The organism is Kitasatospora sp. NPDC028961 (assembly GCF_055564815.1).
The window spans coordinates 39,137-61,164 of sequence record NZ_JBVHVO010000013.1; the positions used below are offsets into that span (position 1 = coordinate 39,137).

Annotated in this window: 14 protein-coding genes and 1 pseudogene; 9 read left to right on the forward strand and 6 right to left on the reverse strand. The window is 73.5% G+C overall.

Going from position 1 to position 22,028, the window contains the following annotated elements:
• Positions 1 to 459: 459 nt before the first annotated feature.
• The 3 genes and pseudogenes from car to ACZ4UX_RS22390 form a co-directional block, all read left to right on the forward strand.
• A pseudogene (gene car, locus ACZ4UX_RS22380) lies at positions 460 to 3,900 on the forward strand (carboxylic acid reductase); the annotation flags it as partial.
• Between the two features lie 97 nt (positions 3,901 to 3,997).
• The gene (locus ACZ4UX_RS22385) at positions 3,998 to 4,708 is read left to right on the forward strand and encodes a methyltransferase domain-containing protein (protein ID WP_465707924.1); all 711 of its coding nucleotides are present in this window, start codon (positions 3,998 to 4,000) and stop codon (positions 4,706 to 4,708) included.
• Between the two features lie 506 nt (positions 4,709 to 5,214).
• Complete coding sequence (locus ACZ4UX_RS22390; protein ID WP_465707925.1) at positions 5,215 to 5,928, forward strand: ScbR family autoregulator-binding transcription factor; 714 nt, start codon at positions 5,215 to 5,217, stop codon at positions 5,926 to 5,928.
• Between the two features lie 55 nt (positions 5,929 to 5,983).
• Here the strand turns inward: ACZ4UX_RS22390 and ACZ4UX_RS22395 are convergent, their stop codons facing one another.
• The 3 genes from ACZ4UX_RS22395 to ACZ4UX_RS22405 all read right to left on the reverse strand — a co-directional run bounded on the left by ACZ4UX_RS22395 (position 5,984) and on the right by ACZ4UX_RS22405 (position 10,049).
• A complete protein-coding gene (locus ACZ4UX_RS22395; protein ID WP_465708018.1) occupies positions 5,984 to 7,141 on the reverse strand; it encodes an IS701 family transposase in 1,158 nt (385 codons plus the stop codon).
• An 854-nt stretch (positions 7,142 to 7,995) separates the two neighbouring features.
• Positions 7,996 to 9,153, reverse strand: coding sequence for an IS701 family transposase (locus ACZ4UX_RS22400; protein ID WP_352288773.1), 1,158 nt, complete (start codon positions 9,151 to 9,153; stop codon positions 7,996 to 7,998).
• Positions 9,154 to 9,395: 242 nt separating this feature from the next.
• Complete coding sequence (locus tag ACZ4UX_RS22405) at positions 9,396 to 10,049, reverse strand: ScbR family autoregulator-binding transcription factor (protein WP_352288776.1); 654 nt, start codon at positions 10,047 to 10,049, stop codon at positions 9,396 to 9,398.
• Between the two features lie 133 nt (positions 10,050 to 10,182).
• Here ACZ4UX_RS22405 and ACZ4UX_RS22410 point away from each other — a divergent pair, with 133 nt between their 5' ends.
• The gene (locus tag ACZ4UX_RS22410; protein WP_465707926.1) at positions 10,183 to 11,085 is read left to right on the forward strand and encodes a ScbA/BarX family gamma-butyrolactone biosynthesis protein; all 903 of its coding nucleotides are present in this window, start codon (positions 10,183 to 10,185) and stop codon (positions 11,083 to 11,085) included.
• Positions 11,086 to 11,115: 30 nt separating this feature from the next.
• Here ACZ4UX_RS22410 and ACZ4UX_RS22415 read toward each other — a convergent pair whose 3' ends face one another.
• A complete protein-coding gene (locus ACZ4UX_RS22415) occupies positions 11,116 to 11,883 on the reverse strand; it encodes an SDR family NAD(P)-dependent oxidoreductase (RefSeq protein WP_329486488.1) in 768 nt (255 codons plus the stop codon).
• Positions 11,884 to 12,414: 531 nt separating this feature from the next.
• Here ACZ4UX_RS22415 and ACZ4UX_RS22420 point away from each other — a divergent pair.
• The 3 genes from ACZ4UX_RS22420 to ACZ4UX_RS22430 all read left to right on the forward strand — a co-directional run bounded on the left by ACZ4UX_RS22420 (position 12,415) and on the right by ACZ4UX_RS22430 (position 16,463).
• The gene (locus tag ACZ4UX_RS22420) at positions 12,415 to 13,629 is read left to right on the forward strand and encodes a 3-deoxy-7-phosphoheptulonate synthase (protein ID WP_396486679.1); all 1,215 of its coding nucleotides are present in this window, start codon (positions 12,415 to 12,417) and stop codon (positions 13,627 to 13,629) included.
• Positions 13,630 to 13,791: 162 nt separating this feature from the next.
• Positions 13,792 to 14,466, forward strand: a complete 675-nt coding sequence (locus ACZ4UX_RS22425; protein ID WP_465707927.1) for an isochorismatase family protein — start codon at positions 13,792 to 13,794, stop codon at positions 14,464 to 14,466.
• Complete coding sequence (locus ACZ4UX_RS22430; protein WP_465707928.1) at positions 14,463 to 16,463, forward strand: anthranilate synthase family protein; 2,001 nt, start codon at positions 14,463 to 14,465, stop codon at positions 16,461 to 16,463. Before ACZ4UX_RS22425 ends, ACZ4UX_RS22430 begins: the two co-directional genes overlap by 4 nt.
• A gap of 15 nt (positions 16,464 to 16,478) precedes the next feature.
• On the opposite strand, the gene ACZ4UX_RS22435 is transcribed toward ACZ4UX_RS22430, so the two are convergent.
• A complete protein-coding gene (locus tag ACZ4UX_RS22435; RefSeq protein WP_465707929.1) occupies positions 16,479 to 17,294 on the reverse strand; it encodes a uracil-DNA glycosylase in 816 nt (271 codons plus the stop codon).
• Between the two features lie 144 nt (positions 17,295 to 17,438).
• Here ACZ4UX_RS22435 and ACZ4UX_RS22440 point away from each other — a divergent pair, with 144 nt between their 5' ends.
• Both ACZ4UX_RS22440 and ACZ4UX_RS22445 read left to right on the forward strand, forming a co-directional pair.
• Positions 17,439 to 18,437, forward strand: a complete 999-nt coding sequence (locus ACZ4UX_RS22440) for a slipin family protein (protein ID WP_465707930.1) — start codon at positions 17,439 to 17,441, stop codon at positions 18,435 to 18,437.
• Entirely contained in the window at positions 18,434 to 18,898 is a 465-nt protein-coding gene (locus tag ACZ4UX_RS22445; RefSeq protein ID WP_329486479.1) for a CBS domain-containing protein, read from the forward strand. The genes ACZ4UX_RS22440 and ACZ4UX_RS22445 overlap by 4 nt, the downstream gene beginning before the upstream one ends.
• 25 nt (positions 18,899 to 18,923) lie before the next feature.
• On the opposite strand, the gene ACZ4UX_RS22450 is transcribed toward ACZ4UX_RS22445, so the two are convergent.
• Entirely contained in the window at positions 18,924 to 21,818 is a 2,895-nt protein-coding gene (locus ACZ4UX_RS22450) for an FAD-binding and (Fe-S)-binding domain-containing protein (protein ID WP_465707931.1), read from the reverse strand.
• Between the last annotated feature and the right edge of the window lie 210 nt (positions 21,819 to 22,028).

Here is a 22,028-nt window from a genome sequence, read left to right on the forward strand (position 1 = left end):
TTGTCTACGCGCTATATTGCATAAGCTTGATGCTGCCCTAAGTAACCAGACCTGCGCAAGGCGAACACGGCAAGCGTGTCAACTACGGCTCTCCGGGCCCGGCCGGCGGCCATGGACGGCGGTCATCGACGGTGGCGCGCGGCCGGCTCGTTCGACCGCGTCGCATGCGCCCGCTCCGCGGTGCGGCGCACCGGCGGTTCCCGCCGGCCGACCCGGTCCGACGGCAACAAGACCGCAGGCGAAGGACTTTGAGTGGGCTCGGGAGAACTCGGCGTACGGGGCCCGGCAAACGGCCGACCTGACAGATCGTCGTTCGTTTGTTCAGGAACCCGGTTCGGCTCTGGTTAGCATCGGGGCACGAACTCGGAGCAATGGACGGAGCGTCCGGGAGACGAGTGTGCCGTCGTCGGCGTGCAGGCCGACCAGCACCGGTCCTTCGAATAACAGCCACGGCAGTCTGCCGGCGATGCGATGCGGAGACCCAGAATGCGGCTTGCGCAAACGTTAGCAAAAGTCATGCAGCGCCACACGGACCGGCCCGCAATCGGTGAACGCGCGAAGGAGTTCGTGCGGGACGCCGACACCGGCCGCGTTTCGCTCCGCCTCCTGGCGCACTACGAAACGACCAGTTACAGCGAACTCTGGGGGCGGGTCCGCGCGGTGGCCGCGGAATGGCACCGGCACCCGGAGCATCCGCTGGAGCAGGGCGAGCGGATCGCCCTGCTCGGCTTCGCCAGCGGCGACTACGCGGTGGTCGACCTCGCCTGCAACTACCTCGGCGTGGTCAGCGTCCCGCTGCAGACCAGCGCCCCGCTGGCGCAACTCGCCTCGATCGTCGAGGAGACCGAGCCCTTCGTCGTCGCGGCGAGCATCGAGCGGCTGCACGTCGCGGTCGAACTCCTGCTGGCGAACCCGTCCGCCCGTCGGCTGGTGGTCTTCGACTACCACCCGGACGTCACCGACCAGTTCGAGAAGTTCACCGCCGCGCGCGAGCGCCTCGCAGGAGCCGGCCGCGAGGTGGCGATCGACACCCTGGCGGACGTCGTCGACCGCGGATCCGCGCTGCCCGACGCGCCGTTGTTCGTCCCCGAGGACGGCGACGACCCGCTGGCCATGCTGATCTACACCTCGGGCAGCACCGGAACGCCCAAGGGCGCGATGTACACCGACACGCTGTTGAGCGCGATGTGGGGCGGGGCCTGGTCGAAGCTGTTCTCCGACCTCCTCGCGATCAACATCAACTACATGCCGATGAGCCATGTCGCCGGCCACTCGTCGCTGAAGAACACCCTCGCCCGCAGCGGGATCAGCTACTTCTCGGCCAGCAGCGACATGTCGACCTTCTTCGAGGACATCGCACTGGTCCGGCCCACCGAACTGTCGCTGGTGCCACGGGTCTGCGAGATGCTCTACCAGAAGTACCAGAGCGAGCTGGACCGGCGGGAGCTCGCCGGCGCCGACCGGCGGGCGGTCGAGGCCGAGGTCCTGGCCGAGCTGCGGGAGAACCTCCTGGGCGGCCGGCTCGCCTGGGCCAGCTGCGGCTCCGCCCCGCTCTCGGCCGAACTACGGGTCTTCGTCGAGGCGTTGCTGGGCTTCGAGCTGACCATCATCTACGGCTCCACCGAGGCCGCCGCCGTCTCCGTCGACGACAAGCTGCTCCGCCCACCGGTGATCGACTACAAGCTGGCCGACGTGCCCGAACTCGGCTACTACCGGACCGACTCCCCGCACCCGCGGGGGGAGTTGCTGCTGAAGTCCGAGGCCGTCGTGCCCGGCTACTACAAGCAGCCCGAGCTGTCGGCGGAGATCATCGACGAGGAGGGCTACTACCGGACCGGCGACATCGTCGCGGAGCTCGGGCCGGACCGGTTCACCATCCTGGACCGCCGCAAGAGCGTGCTGAAGCTCTCCCAGGGCGAGTTCGTGGCGACCGCGCGGCTGGAGTCCGAGTTCGCGGCGAGCCCGCTGGTCCGGCAGATCTTCGTGTACGGCAACAGCGAGCGGTCCTATCTGCTGGCCGTGGTCGTGCCCACGCCGGCCGCCCTCGACCAGTTCGGCGACGACCGGGAACACCTCCGCCAGCTGCTGAGCGAATCGTTTCAGCAGATCGCCCGCGAGGCCGGACTGAACTCCTACGAGATCCCGCGCGACGTCCTGATCGAGGCCGAGCCCTTCGACCAGGCGAACGGCCTGCTCTCGGACCACCGCAAGCTGCTGCGGCCCCGGCTCCAGGAGCGCTACGGCCGCGAACTGGAGGCGCTGTACGCCGACATAGCCGCCCGGGAGAGCCGGGAGCTGCTGGAGCTGCGCCGTACGGGCGCCGACCGGCCGGTGCTGGAGACGGTCCAGCGGGCCACCCGGGCGCTGCTCGCGGGCTCCACCGTCGAGGTCGGCCCCGCCGCGCGCTTCCGGGACGTCGGCGGGGACTCGCTGACCGCCGTCTCCTTCTCCAACCTGCTCCACGACATCTTCGGCGTTCGGGTCCCCGTCGACACCGTCATCAGCCCCGCCTACGACCTGCGTCAACTGGCCGGCTACATCGAGACCAAGCGCGCGACGGGCCTGCGGGGGACCACCTTCGCCTCGGTGCACGGCGAGGACGGCACGCGGGTCCGCGCCGCGGACCTCACGCTGGACAAGTTCCTCGACGACCGGACCGTCGCCGACGCCCGGACCCTGCCGCGGCCCTCGGGCGAGCCCCGGACGGTGCTGCTGACCGGTGCGAGCGGCTACCTCGGCCACTTCCTCTGCCTGGAGTGGCTGGAGCGGCTGGCCCCGGTCGGCGGGACGGTGATCTGCGTGGTGCGCGGACGGGACGCGGACGCGGCCCGCGGGCGCCTCGACGAGGCCTTCGTCAGCGGCGACGACGAACTGGTGCGCCGCTACCGGGAGCTGGCCGACGGGCACCTGGAAGTCCTGGCGGGCGACATCGCGGAGCCGCGGCTGGGCCTGGACGACACGACCTGGAAGCGGCTCTCCGAGGAGGTGGACGTGATCGTCCACGCCGGCGCCCTGGTGAACCACGTCCTCCCGTACCAGCACCTGTTCGAGGCCAACGTCGTCGGCACGGCCGAGCTGATCCGGCTGGGGCTCACCGGCCGGATCAAGCCCTTCACCTACATCTCCAGCGTGGCCGTCGCCACCTCCCGGGCCGGCGGGGCGCTGGACGAGGACTCGGACGTCAGGACCGCGATCCCGGTGCAGCAGACCGACGAGGGCTACGCGGGCGGCTACGCGACCAGCAAGTGGGCCGGCGAGGTCCTGCTGCGCGAGGCGCACGACCGGTGCGGACTGCCGGTCACCACGTTCCGGTCCAACATGATCCTCGCGCACAGCCGTTACGCCGGGCAGCTGAACGTCCCGGACCAGTTCACCCGGCTGCTGCTCAGCGTGATCGCCACCGGCATCGCGCCGCACTCCTTCTACCGCACCGACGACCGGGGTAACCGCCGGCGGGCGCACTACGACGGCCTGCCGGTGGACTTCACCGCCGCCGCGGTGGTGGCCCTGGGCGGGCAGGGCACCGAGGGCTACCGGACCTTCAGCCTGGTCAACCCGAACGACGACGGGGTGTCGCTCGACAGCTTCGTGGACTGGCTGGCCGAGGCCGGGCACCGGATCGAGCGGGTGGCCGACTACGACGACTGGTTCGTCCGGTTCGAGGCCGCGATGCGGGCCCTGCCCGAGGGGCAGCGACAGCACTCGGCGCTGCCGCTGGTCCACGCGTTCAAGCGGCCGGAGGAGGCGGTGCCCGGGTCGGTCATCCCCTCTGACCGGTTCCGGGCCGCCGTCCGGGCCGCCGGAATCGGACCGGCGCGGGACATCCCGCAGCTCTCGCCCGCCTTCATCGCCAAGTACGCCGCCGACCTGAAGCTGCTCGGCGAGCGCCTCGGCTGGTGAGACCCGCGGCCGTCGCCGCACCCCCCGGCGGTGCCGGACGGCCCGCCGCGCGAACGACCCACCGCCCATCGGACATCGACTACTGGAGCAGAGAACCATGGAACGGACATCCGCGAAGTTCGAGGAGCGCTACGATCTCGGGCGCCGTCTCGTCGAGCAGCTGGGCCCGGTCGAGACCGAGCCGACCACCTTCGAACTCCTCGGCCTGGAATGGGACTTGATCCCCGGCACCTACGAGCCGCGGCCGGGCACCGGCACCGAGTGGTACACCGGCGCGATCCCCTACCCGGCCGGTGGCAGCTTCCTGGAGATCGGCTGCGGGGCCGGCGTCACCGCGGTCTGGGCGGCCCTGCACGGCTGTGCGCGGGTGACCGCCACCGACATCACCGACACCGCCGTCGACAGTGCCGCCCGCAACGCCGCACGGCACGCCGTCGCCGACCGGGTCCGGGTGCTGCGCAGCGACGTGTTCGACGCGCTCGGCCCCGAGGAGCGCTTCGACACCGTCTTCTGGAACTGCAGCGTCTTTGAAGCACCGAAGGACTTCGAGTTCAAGCAGGACGTCGAGTGGGCGATCTTCGACCGCGGTTACAGCGCCCTCGGCCGCTACCTCGCCCAGGTGCACGCCCGGGTGCTGCCCGGCGGCCGGGCCCTGGTCACCTTCAACAGCTTCGGTGACGCCGCCCGGATCGCCCAGCTCGCCGCCGAGGCGGGGAGCTCGCTGACGATGCTGGGCAGCGCCGACCGGCAGCTGGCGGGCGTGGACGTCACCTACAAGCTCTTCGAGATCCGCCCGCTGGAGCGCTGACCGCAGGAGCGCGCACACCGCCCGCGGCGCAACCCGTACACCCGGTCGCCCGGAGGGCCGGCCCGCATTCGTCGGGCCGGCCCTCCGGGCGGTTTCGCATGCGGCCCGGGGCGGTCGGGGGTGGCCCGGGGGCCGGAATATTCCAGCGGCATGCGAATGCCGGGTGGCCGCCGGAGCGGTCGAACGAAAGGGCGAGCAATTCGAGCCGCGACAGCGCTCCGGGCCATTACGTTCTGTACATGGAGGGTTGCCGGGGTGATAGAATCCGACCCGGTGCGTGTGAATGCGCGCATGCCGATCAGGCCGGGGGCGGCGGCCCCGGCGGTAATCTCCGGGTGCCGATCCAGGCCGATCCGGACCGGGCGCGATCCACCCCGGCGCGACTGCTGTCGGGCACGATCCGGCCGGGACGCGTGACGGCTACCGGAATCGACGCCTCCCTTGTCGCCCCGCGGCATGCTTCCGCGCGTTTCACCCGTCGCTCACCCCATTTCCGGAGCGCTCCCATGGCCAAGCAGAATCGTGCCGTCCGCACCCGGCAGGAACTGATCCGTTCTGCCGCGGAGACCTTCGCCCGATCCGGATTCGCGGAATCCTCCATTACCCAGATCTGTGTCCGGGCCGGTCTCAGCCACGGTGCGCTGCATTTCCACTTCGGGAACAAGCGGGCGCTCGGCGAGGCGGTCGAATCGGCCGCCTCGGAAATCCTGCTGCACATCACCGGGAACGTTCCACTGCGACACCCCGTACCGCTCCAGCTGCTCGTCGACACCTCGCACCTGCTGGCCCGGCGGCTCTCCACCGACGCGGTGCTGCGGGCCGGGTTCTGCCTCGGCAGCGACGCCACCTGGCCGGGCGGCGCCGACCTGTGGCAGCAGTGGCAGGACTGGGTCCAGCTGATGCTGACCGTCGCCAGGGCCCAGGGCAGCCTGGCCGCCGACATCGTGCTCGACGACGCCGTGGCCGCGATCACCGCCGTCGTCGCCGGGCTGGAGGTGCTCGGGCGGCGCGACCCCCAGTGGCACTCGCGTCAGGCGGTCACGCCGTTCTGGCGGTTGATGCTGCCGCAGCTCGCGACGGCGGAGGCGCGGGCCGTGATCGCCCCGGAGGGCAGCTGTGCGGAGCCGCCGGAGGGCGGCGAGCGGGCGGTCGGCGCGGAGTGGGGCCAGGCCGGCGGGCGGCGGGCGGCGCAGCCCTGCGACGCGTTGTCCTGCTGCTGACGGCCGGCGCCGGCGCCGCCCCCGCCGCTCGCCGGCCCGGCCGGTGGTGGCTCGCTCAGGCGGGCCGCTCGCGCCGGTCGGCGAGGGCGACGACCGCGTGGGCGGCCGAGGCCAGCGTGACGTGCCGGTGCCAGCCGCTGAAGGAGCGCCCGGTGAAGTCGCGGATGCCCACCCGGTCCGCGATCTCCGTGAAGTCCCGGTCGACCTTTCCGGTGAGCCGGCTGAGCCGGACCAGGGTGGCCGGTGGCACGGCGGTCAGATTGGTCAGCCAGAGCTCCGCGGGCCAGTGCCCGCCCTCCTCACCGATGCCCAGCAGCAGGAGTTCACCACTCGGAGCGCCCGGAGTGCCCGGAGTGCCCGGTGCGGTCGGTGTGCCCGGTGCGGACGGCGCGGGCAGGCCGACCCGGACGGTGGCGGCCGGTACCGCCCGGGGGGCCGTGTGCGGACCGTGCTCCCGGCCGGGGACGAGCCGGCGCAGGTCCTTGGCCAGGCTCATGATGCGCAGGGCCGGCTGCGGCCTGCTCCCCGAGGCGGGCAGGGCCTGGTCCAGTACGGAGAGCCGGAGGTCGCCGCCGACCCGGGCGAGCAGCGGCACCCCGTGGGCGTGCAGCTTCCCGAAGATCGTCATGGCCTGTGACTCACCGATGTCGAGCACCACGGGCCGGACCGGCAGCCCCCAGCCCGTGGTGGTCTCCAGGCAGGCCTCGGTCACGCACTCGCCGAGGGTCTCCACCCCGGCCTCGTCCGGGATCGACACCTGACTGCGCCGCAGATCGTCCTTGAGCCAGGCCTCGGGCAGATGCAGGCGCCAGTTGACCGGGGTGCTCAGCTCCTCCGAGGCCGCCCAGACGCCGATGGCGTGCTGGGCGTTCAGCACCTGCCCGAGGGTCGGGAAGAAGTGCCGCTCGACGCCGACCGAGTGCTGCCCCGTCTTGGGGATGATCATCGGCTGCACCACCCACGCCTGGGGGGCCGCCGCACCGGCCAGGTAGTGGGCCAGCGCCCGGCGGATGGGGATCCAGTCCCAGGTCGAACTGCAGATGAAGTGGTGCAGGTTCTGCTCCGAGGCCGGCTTGCCGAGCAGCGCCGCGATGTTGCGGATCGACTTGCGCCCCTCGGTCTCCAGCAGTCCGCGCAGGTACTGCATGCCCTTGCGGCACTGGTCGCTGCGGGACAGCGAGGTGAACAGGATCGAGCACAGCTCGGTGAGCAGGACGTCGTGGGCACCGGGCGGGAACGGTGTGCGGGGGTGCCGGGCCGGGCCCGGTCCGGACGGCTCGGCCGCCGCGGACGGCCCTCCGGGCGCGAGCCGGGCCGGGGAGGCGGTGCCGTGCGGACCGGCCGGCGCCGGGCACGGAGAGGCGGCCGCAGGGGGGATGGGGGCCGGGACGGAAGAGGGGAATCCGGTGGGGCGCAGGGGGCGGGCGGAGGGCTTCGACCGGTCGTTGTCGCCGACCGGAGCCTGGGTGCGCCGTCGCTGTGCCAACGTCTGAGAGGTCAAGTCGTCTCCGTGGTCGTGGTGTTCGGGGGAGGCGCCGGACGGCGGCGGCGGGGCCCGGCCTCGCGGTGGCCGGGTGGATCGGGAGCGTCGGGTCGGGGTGGGTCGGGGCGGCGCGGCGCGGGTCACGGTGGGGCGGGTCGGGTGAGGGCGAAGCGGGTCGAGTCGGAGTGGGGGTCGGGTCGGAGTGGGGGTCGGAAGCGGGACCGGCCGTCGCCGGGCCCTGCCGCGGGTGGGGGAGCGGCTTCCTGGCGGTGCGGCGCCCCTGTCCTCAGCGCGGGAGCCGACCGGTCCGCGCTCGATCAGGGGTGGGAGGCAAAGCGGCTGAGCGGACGCCCATCCTGCCCTGCGGACACGGTCCGTGCCGGGCCCCTGCCGGAGCGCCGCCAGGGAAGTCCGGCAGAGGTGAACTCCACGTGTGCACACTCCTGTTCGGTCTCCCGGGGCGGTCATGAACGTGCTCGTGCCCTGCTCCAGACAGTAAGGAGCGAACCGGGGCGATGCCATGGCACGAGGAGTGAGAGTGTCACATTACCGGACAGTAGTCCTGTGAAGCCGGAGCCGGTGGGTCAGCGTCCGGCCCGGCCGCCGGGCAGCAGCGGCCGCCGGTTCTCCAGGGTGGCGATCAGGTGGGCGACCGAGGCCAGCGTGATGTGCCGGTGCCAGCCCGGGAACGACCGCCCGCCGAAGTCCCGTACCCCCACCCGCTCGGAGATCGCGGTGAAGTCCCGCAGGACGACGCCCGGCAGCCGGGTGAGCCGCAGCGCGGTGAGGACGGAGGGCGCGTCGGCGTTGGTGAGCCAGAGCCGCCGGCGCGGGCGCCCGGCCGGCCGCCACTCGCCGAGCAGCAGCATCCGCTCCCCGCGGGCCGGCGAGGTCACCACCGGGATCGCCACCGCGGTCGTCGGGCCGTCGCCCGGATTCACCTGCCGGCGCAGCCGGGGGAGCGACTCGGCGAGCTCGCCCACGGTGTGCTCCCGGCCGCTGTAGCTGGGCAGTTCGGTCCGGTCGAGCCAGAGCTGGGCCTGCGGGCCGACCCGCACCACGAACGCGACGCCCAGGGCCGCCAGGTGGCGGGCGACCGCCACGGCGTCCACCTCCCCGACGTCCACCACGACCGGCCCGCGCAGCACCCCGCCGATCTCCCGGATGTCGGCCACCGCGGCCCGGACGCAGTCCTCGATGGTGGCGACCGCGGCGTCGGCGGGAACGCTCGCCCGTTGCCGCAGCGGATCGGTCAGCCAGCGGTCGGAGAGCCGCAGCTGCCAGTCGACGGGGACGGCGCAGTGTCCGGAGGCCAGCCAGGCCCCTACCGCGTGCTGGCCGTTGACGATCCGTCCGAGCGGCAGCAGTTGCTGGTCGATGCCGACCGAATGGGAGCCGGCCTTGGGTATCAGGATCGGTCTGATCACCCAGGCCTGCGGTGCCAGGGCCCGCTGCACCTCGCGGGCCAGGGCGTGCCGCACCGGCATCCAGTCCCAGGGCGACGCGCTGATGAAGTGGTGGACGCTCTGCTGCGCCGCGGCGCCGTCGAACTGCGCCGCGATGCCGCGCAGGGTCTTGCGCCCCTCCAGTGCGAGCAGGCCGCGGACGTACTGCTCGGCCTTGAGCCGCTGGCCGCTGCGCCGCAGCGAGCCGAACAACTGGGCGCTGAGCTCGGGGTCGAGCGCCGTGTCGGCGGCCGGTTCGCCGTCCGTCGCGCCGACGGATCCGTGCAGGTGCCGCATGGTTGATCCCCCCGTGGTCCGCCACCCCAGCCGACCGGACGGACCGCCGCCCCGCATCGGCGTCGTCCGGGTCGGACTCCCAAAAGAGGACTGCTGTCCTGTTCTCATTTATACAGGCCGGCGCGGACGGTGGCTGCCCCGTCGTGCCGCGTGGACACGGGAATCGCAGGTGCGAATTCCGTGCCGGCCGGCCGGCACGGTCGCCGGGGCGAGGGTGGTCGGGCGGTGGTCCGGACGGCCGGTCAGTCGACGGGGGACGGCGCCCCGGCCCGGCCGGCCTCCTCCAGGAGGCGCTTCGCGCGGTAGGGGGAGGAGTCCAGCCTGGCCAGCACGCCGGCGCTGGCGACATTGGGGAGGACGAGTGCGAACAGGTTCGAGATCTCCTGGGAGAGGGTCCGCTCCGGCAGGGTCTCGGTGATCAGCTGGACCCCGGTCCACGCCCCCACGAACAGCCGGGCGGTCTCGGCCGGGTCGACGTGCGCGAGCAGTTCGCCGCGCTCCTTCGCCTCGGTCAGCAGTCCCTGCCCCACCTCGATCCAGTCGGGCCAGCGGGTGCCGAACAGGCCGCGGGACTTGACGTCCACGGACAGCCGGATCGCGGCGCTCAGCATCGGCTCCCGGGGGAGCCGATGGGCGAGCAGCAGGGCGAGGTCCACCCACTCCTGCAGCTTGAAGGCCTGCGGGGCCAGCCCCTCCATGGTCACCGCCTCGGCCAGCACGCCGCGGGCGAGCTGCTCCTTGGTGGTGAAGTGGAAGTAGAGGCCACCGCGGGTGAGTTGGATGCGCTCGATGAGGCCGCCGATGGTGGTGGCGTCGTACCCGAGCTCGTTGAACATCTCGGCCGCGGCCTCCAGGATCAGCCGGCGGGTATGGATCGCGCGCTCCTGCCTTGACACTTTATGCCTCCACTGCATTCTCTTTACCATTGCTTGAACTAGACTTGCTCATGGTTCGAAACCGACCGGAGAGCCGGTACTTGAATAGCACAGTCCACTGAACTGTGCCGACCCGTCAGACCAAGGGGGGGCCTTGCAAGACGTCACGCTCGCACCACGTTCATCCACTCCTTCGCCTGCTCTCGTAGGCGCCTACGCGCATCTGCGGCGGGGCACGTCCGTCCTGGTCACCGGCTGGGAGCGGCTGGGTGCCGACGAGTTCGGGGTCGGCGTCCGGTGGCCGGCCGTGCAGGTGGGCCTGCCGTACGACCCGCGGATACTCGCCCAGACCATCCGGCAGTGCGGCCTGGTCGTCGCGCACGCCGAGTACGGCGTCCCGCTGACCCATCAGACCGTGTTGAGCACCCTGGACTACACGATCGACCCGGACTTCCGCGTGCCACGCGGCCGGAGCGCCAGGCTGGACGTGCGGGTCACGGTGGCGGGCGCCGTGCGGAACCGACGGTCCGTCAGTTCTCTGCGGATGGGCATCCTGATCCGCTGCGACGGCGTCGTGGCGGCCCGGGCGGACTCCGAGTTCGGCTGGATCTCGCCCGCCGCCTACCGGCGGGTGCGGGGAGACGGCCTCGGGGTCGGCTGGGGCGCCTGGCCGTTACCGGAGCCGATAGCCGCCGACCTCGTGGCCCGGCCTCGCGCCACCGACGTCGCCCTCGCGCCGGGCGACCGGCCGCACCGCTGGCTGCTGCGCAACGACATCGACAACCACCTGCTCTTCGACCACCCCGTGGACCACGTCCCGGGGCTGGCCCTGCTGGAGGCCGCGGCCCAGGCCGCGCAGGCCCTCCGGGGCCGGTCGTCCTTCCTGCCCCTGCGGGTCGCCACCAGCTTCCGGCGGTACGTGGAGTTCGACCGGCCGTGCTGGATCGAGGCGGAGGAGACACTGGCCGGCCACCCCGCCCGGTGCGCCGTCCGGGTCACGGGCACGCAGGGCGGGGAGCCGGCCTTCCGGGTCGAGTTCAACGGTCTGCGGCGGTGACGGTGCCACCGCCGGGCGGCCGGGGGCGGCTCACCGGTTGACGAAGCCGCCGTCCACCGGCAGGACGGTACCGGTCAGGAACGGGCAGCGGTCGCTCAGCAGCCAGGCCGCCGCCTCCGCGATCTCCTCCGGAGCCGCCGTACGCCCCTGCGGCGTCAGCGAGTTGGCCAGATCCTCCAGGCCGGGATTGCGGCCGAACCAGTCGGCCGTGATCTCGCTGCGGGTGGTTCCGGGGGCGACCGCGTTCACCCGGATGCCCTGCTTGGCGTACTCGTCGGCGGCGGCCCTGGTGAAGCCGATGACGGCGTGCTTCGAGGCGATGTAGGGGGCGGCGGCGGGGATCGACACCAGGCCGCCCACACTGCTGTTGTTGACGATGGTGCCCCCGCCGGATTGTTCCAGCATCGCCGTTATCTCGTACCGCAGGCAGTTGAAGACGCCGCGCACATTGGTGTCCATGACGGTGTCGTAGACGTCGTCCGACATCAGGTGCAGCGGGGTGCGGTCACCGCCGATCCCCGCATTGTTGAAGGCCGAGTCGAGCCGCCCGTATTCGGCCACGGCGAACTCGACCGCCCTCGCGGCATCTCGGGCGACGGATACGTCGCCGACCACGTACGCGGCGCGGGCTCCCTTTTCGCGTAGTTCGGCGGTCAGCGCGGCCAGGCGTTCTTCCCGGCGGGCGGTGAGCACCACGGTGGCGCCCTCCCGGGCGAACACGTGGGCCGCCGCGGCGCCGATGCCGCTGCTCGCGCCGGTGATGAGGACGATTCTGCCGGAGAGGAGGTCGCTGTTCATGGCCCGAAGTCTCGCAGGCCCCCGTCCGGACGTCACCAGGCCGGCCTGTCTTCCTGCTGTCACAATGATTTGACGGCAATTCAGTTCGTCGGGCCGGCTTCGGAGCTCCGTCGAACCGATGCGGCCGCCGGCGGTGCTACGTGCCCGCAGCGACCTGATGGACTATTCGGCACCTGACGGAGTAGCGGTCACCTGACGAAGTGCCGGTCACCTGACGAAGTGCGATGACGAACGTTGGCCGGCACTCCGTTCTGTTCCATGATTTGAACGGTGGCGGAGGCCGCCGACGGTTCGGCGCCCACCGTCGCGGTGCGGCGGACCGGTCCGACCTCTGCGCCCACCGCCCTCGTGTTCCATCGACGTTCACCCAGGACGAACGAGAAGTTCCCCGGTCCCGCCGACGGTGCGGCGACCGCGCCCCCGGGCCTGTGTGGATTCGAATTCCGGCTCCGTTGACAGCCGCGCACGACGCTCGCCTGCTCGGCCGTGGGGCGACCGCGCCCATCGCCCGTTCGCGATTTGGAGAAATCGGTGGAAAGTACTCTGCTCGATATCCGACTGGAAAGCGCGTTGCAGCAACCACCGTGGGAGGACACCGCGCTGGTCCGCCAGGTGCGGAAGGAACTGGCGACCCGCCCCGCACTGGTCGAGGCGGAGGACGTCCGTACCCTGCGCGCGCTGCTGGCCCGGGTCGCCGCGGGCGAAGCCCACGTGGTGCAGGCGGGCGACTGCGCGGAGGACCCGGCCGAGTGCACCCCCGGCTACGTGGCCCGCAAGGTCGGCGTGCTCGACCTGCTCGCGGGCGCGCTCCAACTGGACACCTGCAAGCCGGTGATCCGCGCCGGCCGGATCGCCGGACAGTTCGCCAAGCCCCGCTCCCACCCCACCGAGCGGGTCGGGAACGTCGAACTGCCGGTCTACCGGGGGCACATGGTCAACAGTCCGGAGCCCGACCCGGAGCTGCGGCGCCCCGACCCGTTGAGACTGCTGACGGGCTACCAGACCGCCTACGACGTCATGGGACACCTGGGCTGGCGCAGCCGCGGCGGGCCCCTCTCCATCGGGACGCCCGTCTGGACGAGCCACGAGGCACTGCTGCTCGACTACGAAGTCCCCATGCTGCGCCGGGACGACGAGGGGCGGCTGCTGCTGGCCTCCACCCACTGGCCGTGGATCGGCGAGCGGACCAGGCAGGTCGACGGCGCCCATGTCACCCTGCTCGCCGAGGTGATGAACCCGGTGGCCTGCAAGGTGGGTCCCACCATGGCGGTCGACGACCTGCTGGCCCTGTGCGAGCGGCTCGACCCCCGGCGCGAGCCGGGCCGGCTCACCCTGATCGCCCGGATGGGGGCCGAGGCGGTGGCCGGGCGGCTGCCCGTCCTCGTCGAGGCGGTGAAGGCCGCGGGCCACCCGGTGATCTGGCTCACCGACCCGATGCACGGCAACACCGTCAGCACGCCGGACGGCCTCAAGACCCGGTTCGTGCGGGAGATCTCCCGCGAGGTGCGGGAGTTCCAGCACGCCGTCCGCAACGCCGGCGGTACGGCGGGCGGGCTCCACCTGGAGACCACTCCCGACGACGTGACCGAATGCGTCCAGAGCGAAGCCCGGATCGACGAGGTCGGGGCCAAGTACACGAGCTTCTGCGACCCCCGGCTCAACCCGGGCCAGGCCCTCTCCGTGGTCTCGGCCTGGTGGCTGACCGGCCGGTCGACCCCGGTGGGCGCCGCCGCGGCCCAGGGCTGAGCCCACCCGCCGGTCCGGCGCCGCGTACCCGCGGCGCCGGACCGGCCCACCGGCGCGGCCGCCCGCGCCACCCACCCGGCGGCCCGTCCGCTCCCGCTCGACACCGCTCGGTCCCACCAGCCCCACCAACGATTCGACCCAGGAACCCAGGAGAGGAAGGCCATGGCGGGCATACCCCCCATCGCGCCGTACCCGATGCCGACCGCGGCCGACCTGCCCGGCAACACCGCCCGGTGGACCGTGGACCCGGACCGGGCGGTGCTGCTCGTGCACGACATGCAGCGCTACTTCCTGCGGCCGTTCCCCGCGGTCGTCCGCGACCACCTGGTCGGCAACGCCGCCCGGTTGCGCGAGCGCAGCGCCGCCCTGGGGGTCCCGGTCGCCTACACCGCCCAGCCCGGCGGCATGACCGAGGCGGAGCGCGGCCTGCTGAAGGACTTCTGGGGGCCGGGCATGCGGGTCGACCCGCTCGACCGGCAGGTCGTCGAGCCGCTCGAACCGGCCCCGGGCGACTGGGTGTTCACCAAGTGGCGGTACAGCGCCTTCTTCCGCTCCGGCCTGCTGGACCGGATGCGCGAGCAGGGCCGCGACCAGCTCGTCCTCTGCGGCGTCTACGCGCACGTCGGGGTGCTGATGTCCGCGGTCGAGGCGTTCACCAACGACATCCAGCCGTTCCTGGTGGCGGACGCCGTCGCGGACTTCTCCGAGGAGTACCACCGGCTGGCCCTGGACTACGCGGCCCAGCGCTGCGCCGTGGTCGTCACCACCGACGACGTCCTCGCCGGGCTCCGGCCGGCCGCCGTCGCGGCCGGTGGCCCCGGGGAGGCCGGCGCATGACCGGGGCCGGGGCGGCGCCGTACCCCGTGGACCTGCTGGACCGCGTCCTGGGACTGCGGCCGCCGCCCTTCGCCCTCATCCACCGCCCGGAGTCGACCGGCCCGGACGCGCTGGACGTGCTGGTCGGCACGGTGTCGACGCCGGGGACGCTCGCCGAGCTTCCCGTTCCCGCCGGGGCCGTTCCCGCCGGGGCCGTTCCCGCCGGGGCCGCCGCCGGGGCCGCCCGTCACGAGGTGCTGGCGATCGTCCCCTACCGGCAGATCGCCGAGCGCGGCTACGCCTGCGCCGACGACGGCGAGCCGCTGATCGCGATGACCGTCACCGACCAGGGCGTGCTGCCGCTGGCCGAGGTGCTGCGACGGCTCCCGGACGTGCCGATCACGCTGGCCGGCGGCCACTTCGACATGGACGACGAGACCTACGCCGGGACGGTGCGCAGGGTCGTCGCCGACGAGATCGGCCGGGGCGAGGGCGCGAACTTCGTCATCAAGCGCTCCTTCCTCGCCGACATCACCGGCTACACCACGCACAGCGCGCTGTCGTTCTTCCGGCGGCTGGTGCGGGGCGAGTCGGGCGCCTACTGGACCTTCATCGTGCACACCGGCGCCCGAACGTTCGTCGGCGCCACCCCGGAGCGGCACCTCAGCCTCGCCGGCGGCAAGGCCGTGATGAACCCGATCAGCGGCACCTACCGGTACCCGCCGTCCGGCCCGACCCTGCCCGGGGTGATGGACTTCCTGGCCGACCGCAAGGAGGCCGACGAGCTGTACATGGTGGTGGACGAGGAACTCAAGATGATGGCCCGGATCTGCGCGGAGGGCGGCCGGGTGGTGGGCCCGTACCTCAAGGAGATGGCTCGGCTGGCGCACACCGAGTACTTCATCGAGGGGCGCACCGACCGCGATCCGCGGGAGATCCTGCGCGAGACGCTGTTCGCCCCGACCGTCACCGGCAGCCCGCTGGAGAGCGCCTGTCGGGTCATCCGCCGGTACGAGCCGCAGGGCCGCGGCTACTACAGCGGGGTGGTCGCGCTGATCGGGCGCGACGAGCACGGCGGATCCGCGCTGGACTCGTCGATCCTGATCCGCACGGCCGACATCGACGACGCGGGCCGGGTCCGGATCGGGGTGGGTGCCACCCTGGTGCGCCACTCCGACCCCGAGCAGGAGGTGGCCGAGACCCGGGCGAAGGCGGCGGGCCTGCTCGCGGCCCTTCAGGCGGACGGCCCGCCGGTGGCGGCACCGGCCCCGACCCCGGCCCCGGCCCCGACCCCGACCCCGACCCCGGCCAAGGCCCCGACCCCGGCCGTCTACGGCGCGCACCCGGACGTTCGGGCCGCGCTGGAGCGGCGCAACGCCGGCATCGCCGACTTCTGGCTGGCACCGGCGTCCGCGCGCTCCCGGCCGAGGCCCGCCCTGGCCGGTCGCCGGGTGCTCGTGGTGGACGCGGAGGACACCTTCACCGCGATGATCGACCACCAGCTCCGCTCGCTCGGCCTCGCGGTGACGGTCCGCCGGTTCGACGAGCCGTACGCGCCGGACGGGTACGACCTCGTCGTGATGGGCCCCGGCCCGGGCGATCCGCGCGGCGCGGGCCACCCCAAGATCGCGCGGCTGCGGTCGACGATCGACACGCTGCTCCGGGAGCGGCGGCCGTTCTTCGCGGTCTGCCTCAGCCACCAGGTGCTCGGGCTGCGGCTCGGCCTCCCGCTGGTCCGCCGGGAGGCGCCGAACCAGGGCGTCCAGCGGGAGATCGACCTCTTCGGTGTCCGGGAACGGGTGGGCTTCTACAACACCTTCGCGGCCCGCAGCGTCGAGGCCAAGGTCGAGTGCGAGGGCGTCGGTCTGGTCGAGGTGAGCCGCGACCCGGACACCGGCGAGGTGCACGCGCTGCGCGGCCCGCACTTCGCCTCGCTGCAGTTCCACGCCGAGTCGATCCTCACCGAGGACGGCGTCCGGCTGGTCGGCGGGCTGCTGACCGAGGTACTGGCGGGCTGAGGGGCCGCCGGACGGCTACGGCTCCCCACCGGCGCCCGGGCGCTCCGGGAGGGGGTCCAGACCGGCCGAACGGGCGGCCTCGCGGAGCAGCTCGCGCAGCATGACGGTGCTCAGCCGGCCGGTGTTCGTGTTGCGCGGGCTGACGTGGTAGCACCCGTACAGCTCCAGCGGCGGTCCGCCGTCGGCGGCCGGCAGGGTGACCCGGGCGCCGTGGCCGAAGACCGGCCGGGGCCGGGGCACCTGCCAGCCGGCGGCGGCCACCGCCGGGAGCAGCGCCTGCCAGGCGAAGCCGCCGAGCGCCACGACGGTCCGCACGGTCGGCCGCAGCAGCTCCAGCTCGCGGGTGATCCACGGGCGGCAGGTGTCCCGTTCGGCGGTGGTCGGCTTGTTGTCGGGCGGCGCGCAGCGCACCGGGTCGGTGATCCGGACCCCGCGCAGGCGCAGGCCGTCCCCGTGCCGGACCGACTCGGCGCGGTTCGCCAGCCCGAGCTCGTGGAGCGTGGCGTAGAGCAGGTCGCCGGACGGGTCGCCGGTGAAGATCCGGCCGGTGCGGTTGCCGCCGTGCGCGGCGGGGGCGAGGCCGACCAGGACCAGCGGCGCGTCGGGCGGGCCGAAGCCGGGGATCGGGCGGCCCCAGTAGTCCCAGTCCAGGTAGGCGCGGCGCTTGGTGCGGGCGGTCGCCTCGCGCCACTCGACCAGGCGGGGACAGGCGCGGCAGCCGGTGACGACGGCGTCCAGCGCGGGGACCGTGGCGGTGCGGGCGGCGGCCGCGACGGGGTGGCCCGGGTCCTCGGGGTCGGTGGCCGGGCCGTCGGCTACGGGCTGGGACATGGGGACGATCTTAGGCGCGGCGGCCGGCGGTCGGCCGTTCCGGCGGCGCCTCCGCAGGCGTAGCGTGGAATCGGCTGCTCCGGCGGCCCCCGGCCGGGCCGGGGCGGCGACCGCCGGGGCGGCGGCGCGCGCGAGGAGACCGCGATGCTGATATTCGATGCGGTGCTGGCGGCCGTCGTACTGGTGGCCGTGTGGGCCGGGCTGAGCGTCCGGGTCGTGCAGCAGTTCCAGCGGGGCGTGGTGTTCCGCTTCGGCCGGGTGCGCGAGCAGGTCCAGGGCCCCGGGCTGGTGCGGCTGATGCCGGTGGCGGACCGGCTGCGCAAGGTGAACGTCCAGATCGTGACGATGCCGATCCCCGCCCAGGAGGGCATCACCCGCGACAACGTGACCGTCCGGGTGGACGCGGTCGTCTACTTCCGGGTGGAGGACCCGGTGAAGGCGACCGTCAACGTGCAGGACTACAACTTCGCCATCTCGCAGGTCGCCCAGACCTCGCTGCGCTCGATCATCGGCAAGAGCGAGCTGGACGACCTGCTGGCCAACCGGGAGCCGATCAACCAGGGACTGGAGCTGATGATCGACAGCCCGGCGCTGGGCTGGGGCATCGAGATCGACCGGGTCGAGATCAAGGACGTCGCCCTGCCGGAGTCGATGAAGCGCTCGATGTCCCGGCAGGCGGAGGCCGAGCGGGAGCGCCGGGCGAGGATCATCACGGCGGACGGCGAGTACCAGGCCTCGGCGCGGCTGTCGGAGGCTGCGGCGGTGATGAGCGCGACTCCGGCGGCGCTCCAACTGCGGCTGCTGCAGACCGTGGTGGAGGTGGCGGCGGAGAAGAACTCGACGCTGGTGCTGCCGTTCCCGGTCGAGCTGCTGCGGTTCCTGGACAGCGCGGCGGAGGTGAACCGCAAGACGGTGGGCGACGGCGGCGACCAGGCGGGCGCGGAGCCGCCACCGGCCGAACCGCCGCGGCTGCCGGAGGTGGAGCAGCTCGAACTCCCGCCGCTGGAGGAGGTGCTGGAGCAGTCGCCGGTGGACCGGCTGAACGGCGCCGGCCACCCCGCGCCGGGCCCGGTGGCGGCGCCCCCGGGCCCGGACCACGATGGAGGGACGGGAGTGGCAGGCACGTCAGGAGGCCGATCATGACCAGAGCCAGCGACATCATGCACCCGGGCGCGGCGTGCGTGGGTGAGCACGAGACCCTCGCCTCCGCCGCCCGGATCATGCGGGAACGCGACGTCGGGGCGTTGCCCATCTGCGGTGAGCGGCAGAAGCTGCTCGGCATCGTGACCGACCGCGACATCGTGCTGAAGTGCGTCGCCGAGGGCCGCGACCCCGAGCAGGTGACGGCGGGCGAGATCGCCCAGGGCCGGCCGATGACGGTGGAGGCGGACGAGGACGCCGAGCAGGTGCTGCGGATGATGGAGCAGTACCGGGTGCGCCGGCTCCCGGTGATCAACCACCCGGAGCACGAGGTGGTCGGGATGATCAGCGAGGCGGACATCGCGCGCGGACTGCCGCAGGCCCGGCTGGCGGAGTTCGTCTCGGCGGTCTGCGCGGAGGAGCCGCCGCGGTCGACGGAGGTGCAGGAGCCGCAGGCGGTCTAGGGGTCGCGCCGCTCCCACCGGGCGGTCAGCGCTGCTCCCGGAGGCCCCGCTGCAGCAGTTCGGCGAGGTGGAGGGCCTGGCGGCCCTCGGCCAGGTGGGCGATCTGGGTGCGGCAGCTGAAGCCGTCGGCCAGCACGACGGTGTCCGGGTCCGCCGCGCGCAGCTCGGGCAGCAGCACGCGTTCGGCGATCGTCACGGACACCTCGAAGTGGCCCCGCTCGAAGCCGAAGCTGCCGGCCAGCCCGCAGCAGCCGGAGTCGAGGACGCGGTTGCGCAGACCGGTGCGGGCCTCCACCCGGCGGTCCGCGGCGGTGCCGAGGACGGCGTGCTGGTGGCAGTGGGTCTGGGTGACGGCGTCCAGCGGGAGCCGGGGGAGCGGGGCGTCCGGCGCGTACTGGTCGATGAACTCGGCGAAGGTGCGCGTCCGTTCGGCGAGCGGGCGGCCGTCGGCGCCGAGCAGCCGGGGCAGGTCCTCGCGCAGGGTGGCGGTGCAGCTCGGGTCCATCCCGACCACCGGGGTGTCGGCGGGCAGCCCGGTCGCGGCGAGCGCGCGCAGGCTGCGCCGCATCACCCGCCGGGCGGTGCCCAGCTGGCCGCTGGAAAACCAGGTGAGCCCGCAGCAGACGGGGCCGTCCGGCAGCCGGACGTCGAAGCCCAGGTGGGAGAGCACCTCGACGGCGGCGCGCAGCACGTTCGGCTGGAGGTGGTCGGAGAAGGTGTCCGGCCAGAGCAGGACGGGGCGGGCGCCGGCCGGGGCGGGGTGCGCGGCGCGGTGACGGCGGTACCAGCGGGTGAAGGTCTCGGGCGGGAACACCGGGACCGGCCGGCGCCGGTCCACCCCGCCGAGCCGCTTCAGCGGGCCGGCGGCGGCCGACCGGGCGATCAGGTTGGCCGCTCCGGGGGCCAGGGCGACGGCCCGCAGCCAGAGCGGCAGCCACCCCATCGAGTAGTGCGACAGGGGCCTGGGGCGGTGCCGGTAGTGCTGGTACAGGAACTCGGTCCGGTAGGTGGCCATGTCGACGTGGACCGGGCAGTCGCCGGCGCAGCCCTTGCAGCCGAGGCAGAGGTCCAGCGCCTCCCTGACCTCCGGTGAGCGCCAGCCGTCCGGGATCGCGCCCTCCGCGCCGCGCAGCATCTCGGCGAGCAGCCGGGCGCGGCCCCGGGTGGAGTGGCGCTCCTCGCCGGTGGCCATGTAGCTCGGGCACATCACCCCGGTCTCGGGGTCCACGCACTTGGCCACCCCGACGCAGCGGTGCACGGCCTTGGCGAGGCTGCCGTCGTCCTGCGCGTACGGGAGGGCGAGCGGGAGCGCGCGTACCGGCCCGGCCAGCCGCAGGTCGGCGTCGAGCGGGCGCGGGTCCACCAGGGCGCCCGGGTTGAGCAGGTTGTCGGGGTCCCAGATCCGCTTGAACTCGCCGAAGAGCGCGATGATCCCGGGCGGGTACATCCGGGGCAGCAGCTCGGCGCGGGCCTGCCCGTCGCCGTGCTCACCGGAGAGCGAACCGCCGTACGAGACCGCGAGGTCGGCGGCCTGTTCGAGGAACTCCCGGAAGACCGCCGGCCCGTGCGGCGCGGTGAGCGGGAAGTCGATCCGCAGGTGGACGCAGCCCTCGCCGAAGTGCCCGTACGGGACGCCGCGCAGGTGGTGGCGGCGCAGCAGCGCCTGCAGGTCGCGCAGGTAGTCGCCGAGCCGCTCCGGCGGGACGGCGGAGTCCTCCCAGCCGGGCCAGGCCTCGCCGCCGCCGGGCAGCCGGGTGACGATCCCCGCGCCGGCCTCGCGCACGCCCCAGAGCTGGCGCTGCTCGCCGGGGTCGGTGACGACCGAGGTGGTGGCGGAGCGCTCCCGGCGGACGGCGTCGGCGAGCCGCCGGGCCGCGTCGAGGGCCTCGGCGGGGGTCGCGCCGGCGGTCTCCAGGAAGAGCCAGCAGGCGCCCTCGGGCAGCCGGTCCAGTGCGGGCGGGCGCGGTCCGGCGGCGAGCAGCGCGGCGATCAGGTCGGCGGCCATGCCCTCGACGGTCAGCGGGCGCAGCGGCAGCAGGGCGGGGACGGCGTCGGCGGCGGCCGTCTCGTCCGGGTAGCCGGCCACCACCAGGGCGCGGGCGGGAAGGTCCTCGACCAGTCGGACGGTGGCGCCGAGCAGCAGCGCGCAGGTGCCCTCGGTGCCGGTGAGGGCCCGGGCGAGGTGGTGGCCGCGTTCGGGGAGCAGGGCGTCCAGCGGGTAGCCGGAGGTCCGGCGCGGCAGGTCCGGCATGCCCTGGCGGATCACGGCGAGGTTGCGGTCGGTGAAGTCCTGGAGGTCGCGGTGGAGCCGGCCCGCGCGCCCGGGCAGGGCGCGCAGCGCCGTGCGTTCGGCGGGCCCGAGCGGGCCGCCGACGGTGAGTTCGGTGCCGTCGGCGAGCAGCAGGTCGAGGGACTCCACGTTGTCGGAGGTGCGCCCCCAGACGACGGAGTGGGCGCCGCAGGAGTCGTTGCCGATCATGCCGCCGAGGGTGCACCGGCTGTGCGTGGACGGGTCCGGCCCGAAGCGCAGGCCGTGCGGGCGGGCGGCCCGCTGGAGGTGGTCCAGCACGGCGCCCGGCTCGACCCGGGCGGTGCGGCGCTCCGGGTCCACGCCGTGCACCGCGCCCAGGTGGCGCCGGAAGTCCAGGACGACCGCGCCCGGGCCGATCGCCTGCCCGCCGATGCTGGTGCCGGCCCCGCGCGGCACCACCGGTACGCCGTACTGCCGGCAGAGCGCGACGGCCGTCCGGACGTCGTCCGGGTCGGCCGGTTTGACCACGCCGAGCGGCAGGTGGCGGTAGTTGGACGCGTCGTGGCTGTAGACGGTGCGCTCGGCGGCGCCGAAGCGGACGTCGCCGCGCAGGGTCGCGGCGAGCTCCCGGGCGAGGTCGGCGCCGGGGGCGGCGGACGGTCGGCTCACGGGGGTCCTCCCGGGGGTGGGCTCGGCGTACCGCCGCCGATCATCCCAGCCGGACGGCGCGCCCGGTACGGGCCACCCCGGTGTGGGGGGGGGGGGGGGGGGGGCCGCCCCCCCCCCCCCCCCCGCGTCCAGCACGGGCTGTTTCCCCAACTCACATAGCCTGAGGCGGTACAGGACGGGACGACAGTTAGGAACGTGGTAGGGGTTTGT

Excerpts from the sequence above, each read along its gene's own strand:
- ACZ4UX_RS22385 (WP_465707924.1), top strand. The coding sequence starts at position 3,998 with ATGGAACGGACATCCGCGAAGTTCGAGGAGCGCTACGATCTCGGGCGC.
- ACZ4UX_RS22390 (WP_465707925.1), top strand. The coding sequence starts at position 5,215 with ATGGCCAAGCAGAATCGTGCCGTCCGCACCCGGCAGGAACTGATCCGT.
- ACZ4UX_RS22400 (WP_352288773.1), bottom strand. The coding sequence starts at position 9,153 with ATGCGGCACCTGCACGGATCCGTCGGCGCGACGGACGGCGAACCGGCC.
- ACZ4UX_RS22415 (WP_329486488.1), bottom strand. The coding sequence starts at position 11,883 with ATGAACAGCGACCTCCTCTCCGGCAGAATCGTCCTCATCACCGGCGCG.
- ACZ4UX_RS22425 (WP_465707927.1), top strand. The coding sequence starts at position 13,792 with ATGGCGGGCATACCCCCCATCGCGCCGTACCCGATGCCGACCGCGGCC.
- ACZ4UX_RS22430 (WP_465707928.1), top strand. The coding sequence starts at position 14,463 with ATGACCGGGGCCGGGGCGGCGCCGTACCCCGTGGACCTGCTGGACCGC.
- ACZ4UX_RS22435 (WP_465707929.1), bottom strand. The coding sequence starts at position 17,294 with ATGTCCCAGCCCGTAGCCGACGGCCCGGCCACCGACCCCGAGGACCCG.
- ACZ4UX_RS22440 (WP_465707930.1), top strand. The coding sequence starts at position 17,439 with ATGCTGATATTCGATGCGGTGCTGGCGGCCGTCGTACTGGTGGCCGTG.
- ACZ4UX_RS22445 (WP_329486479.1), top strand. The coding sequence starts at position 18,434 with ATGACCAGAGCCAGCGACATCATGCACCCGGGCGCGGCGTGCGTGGGT.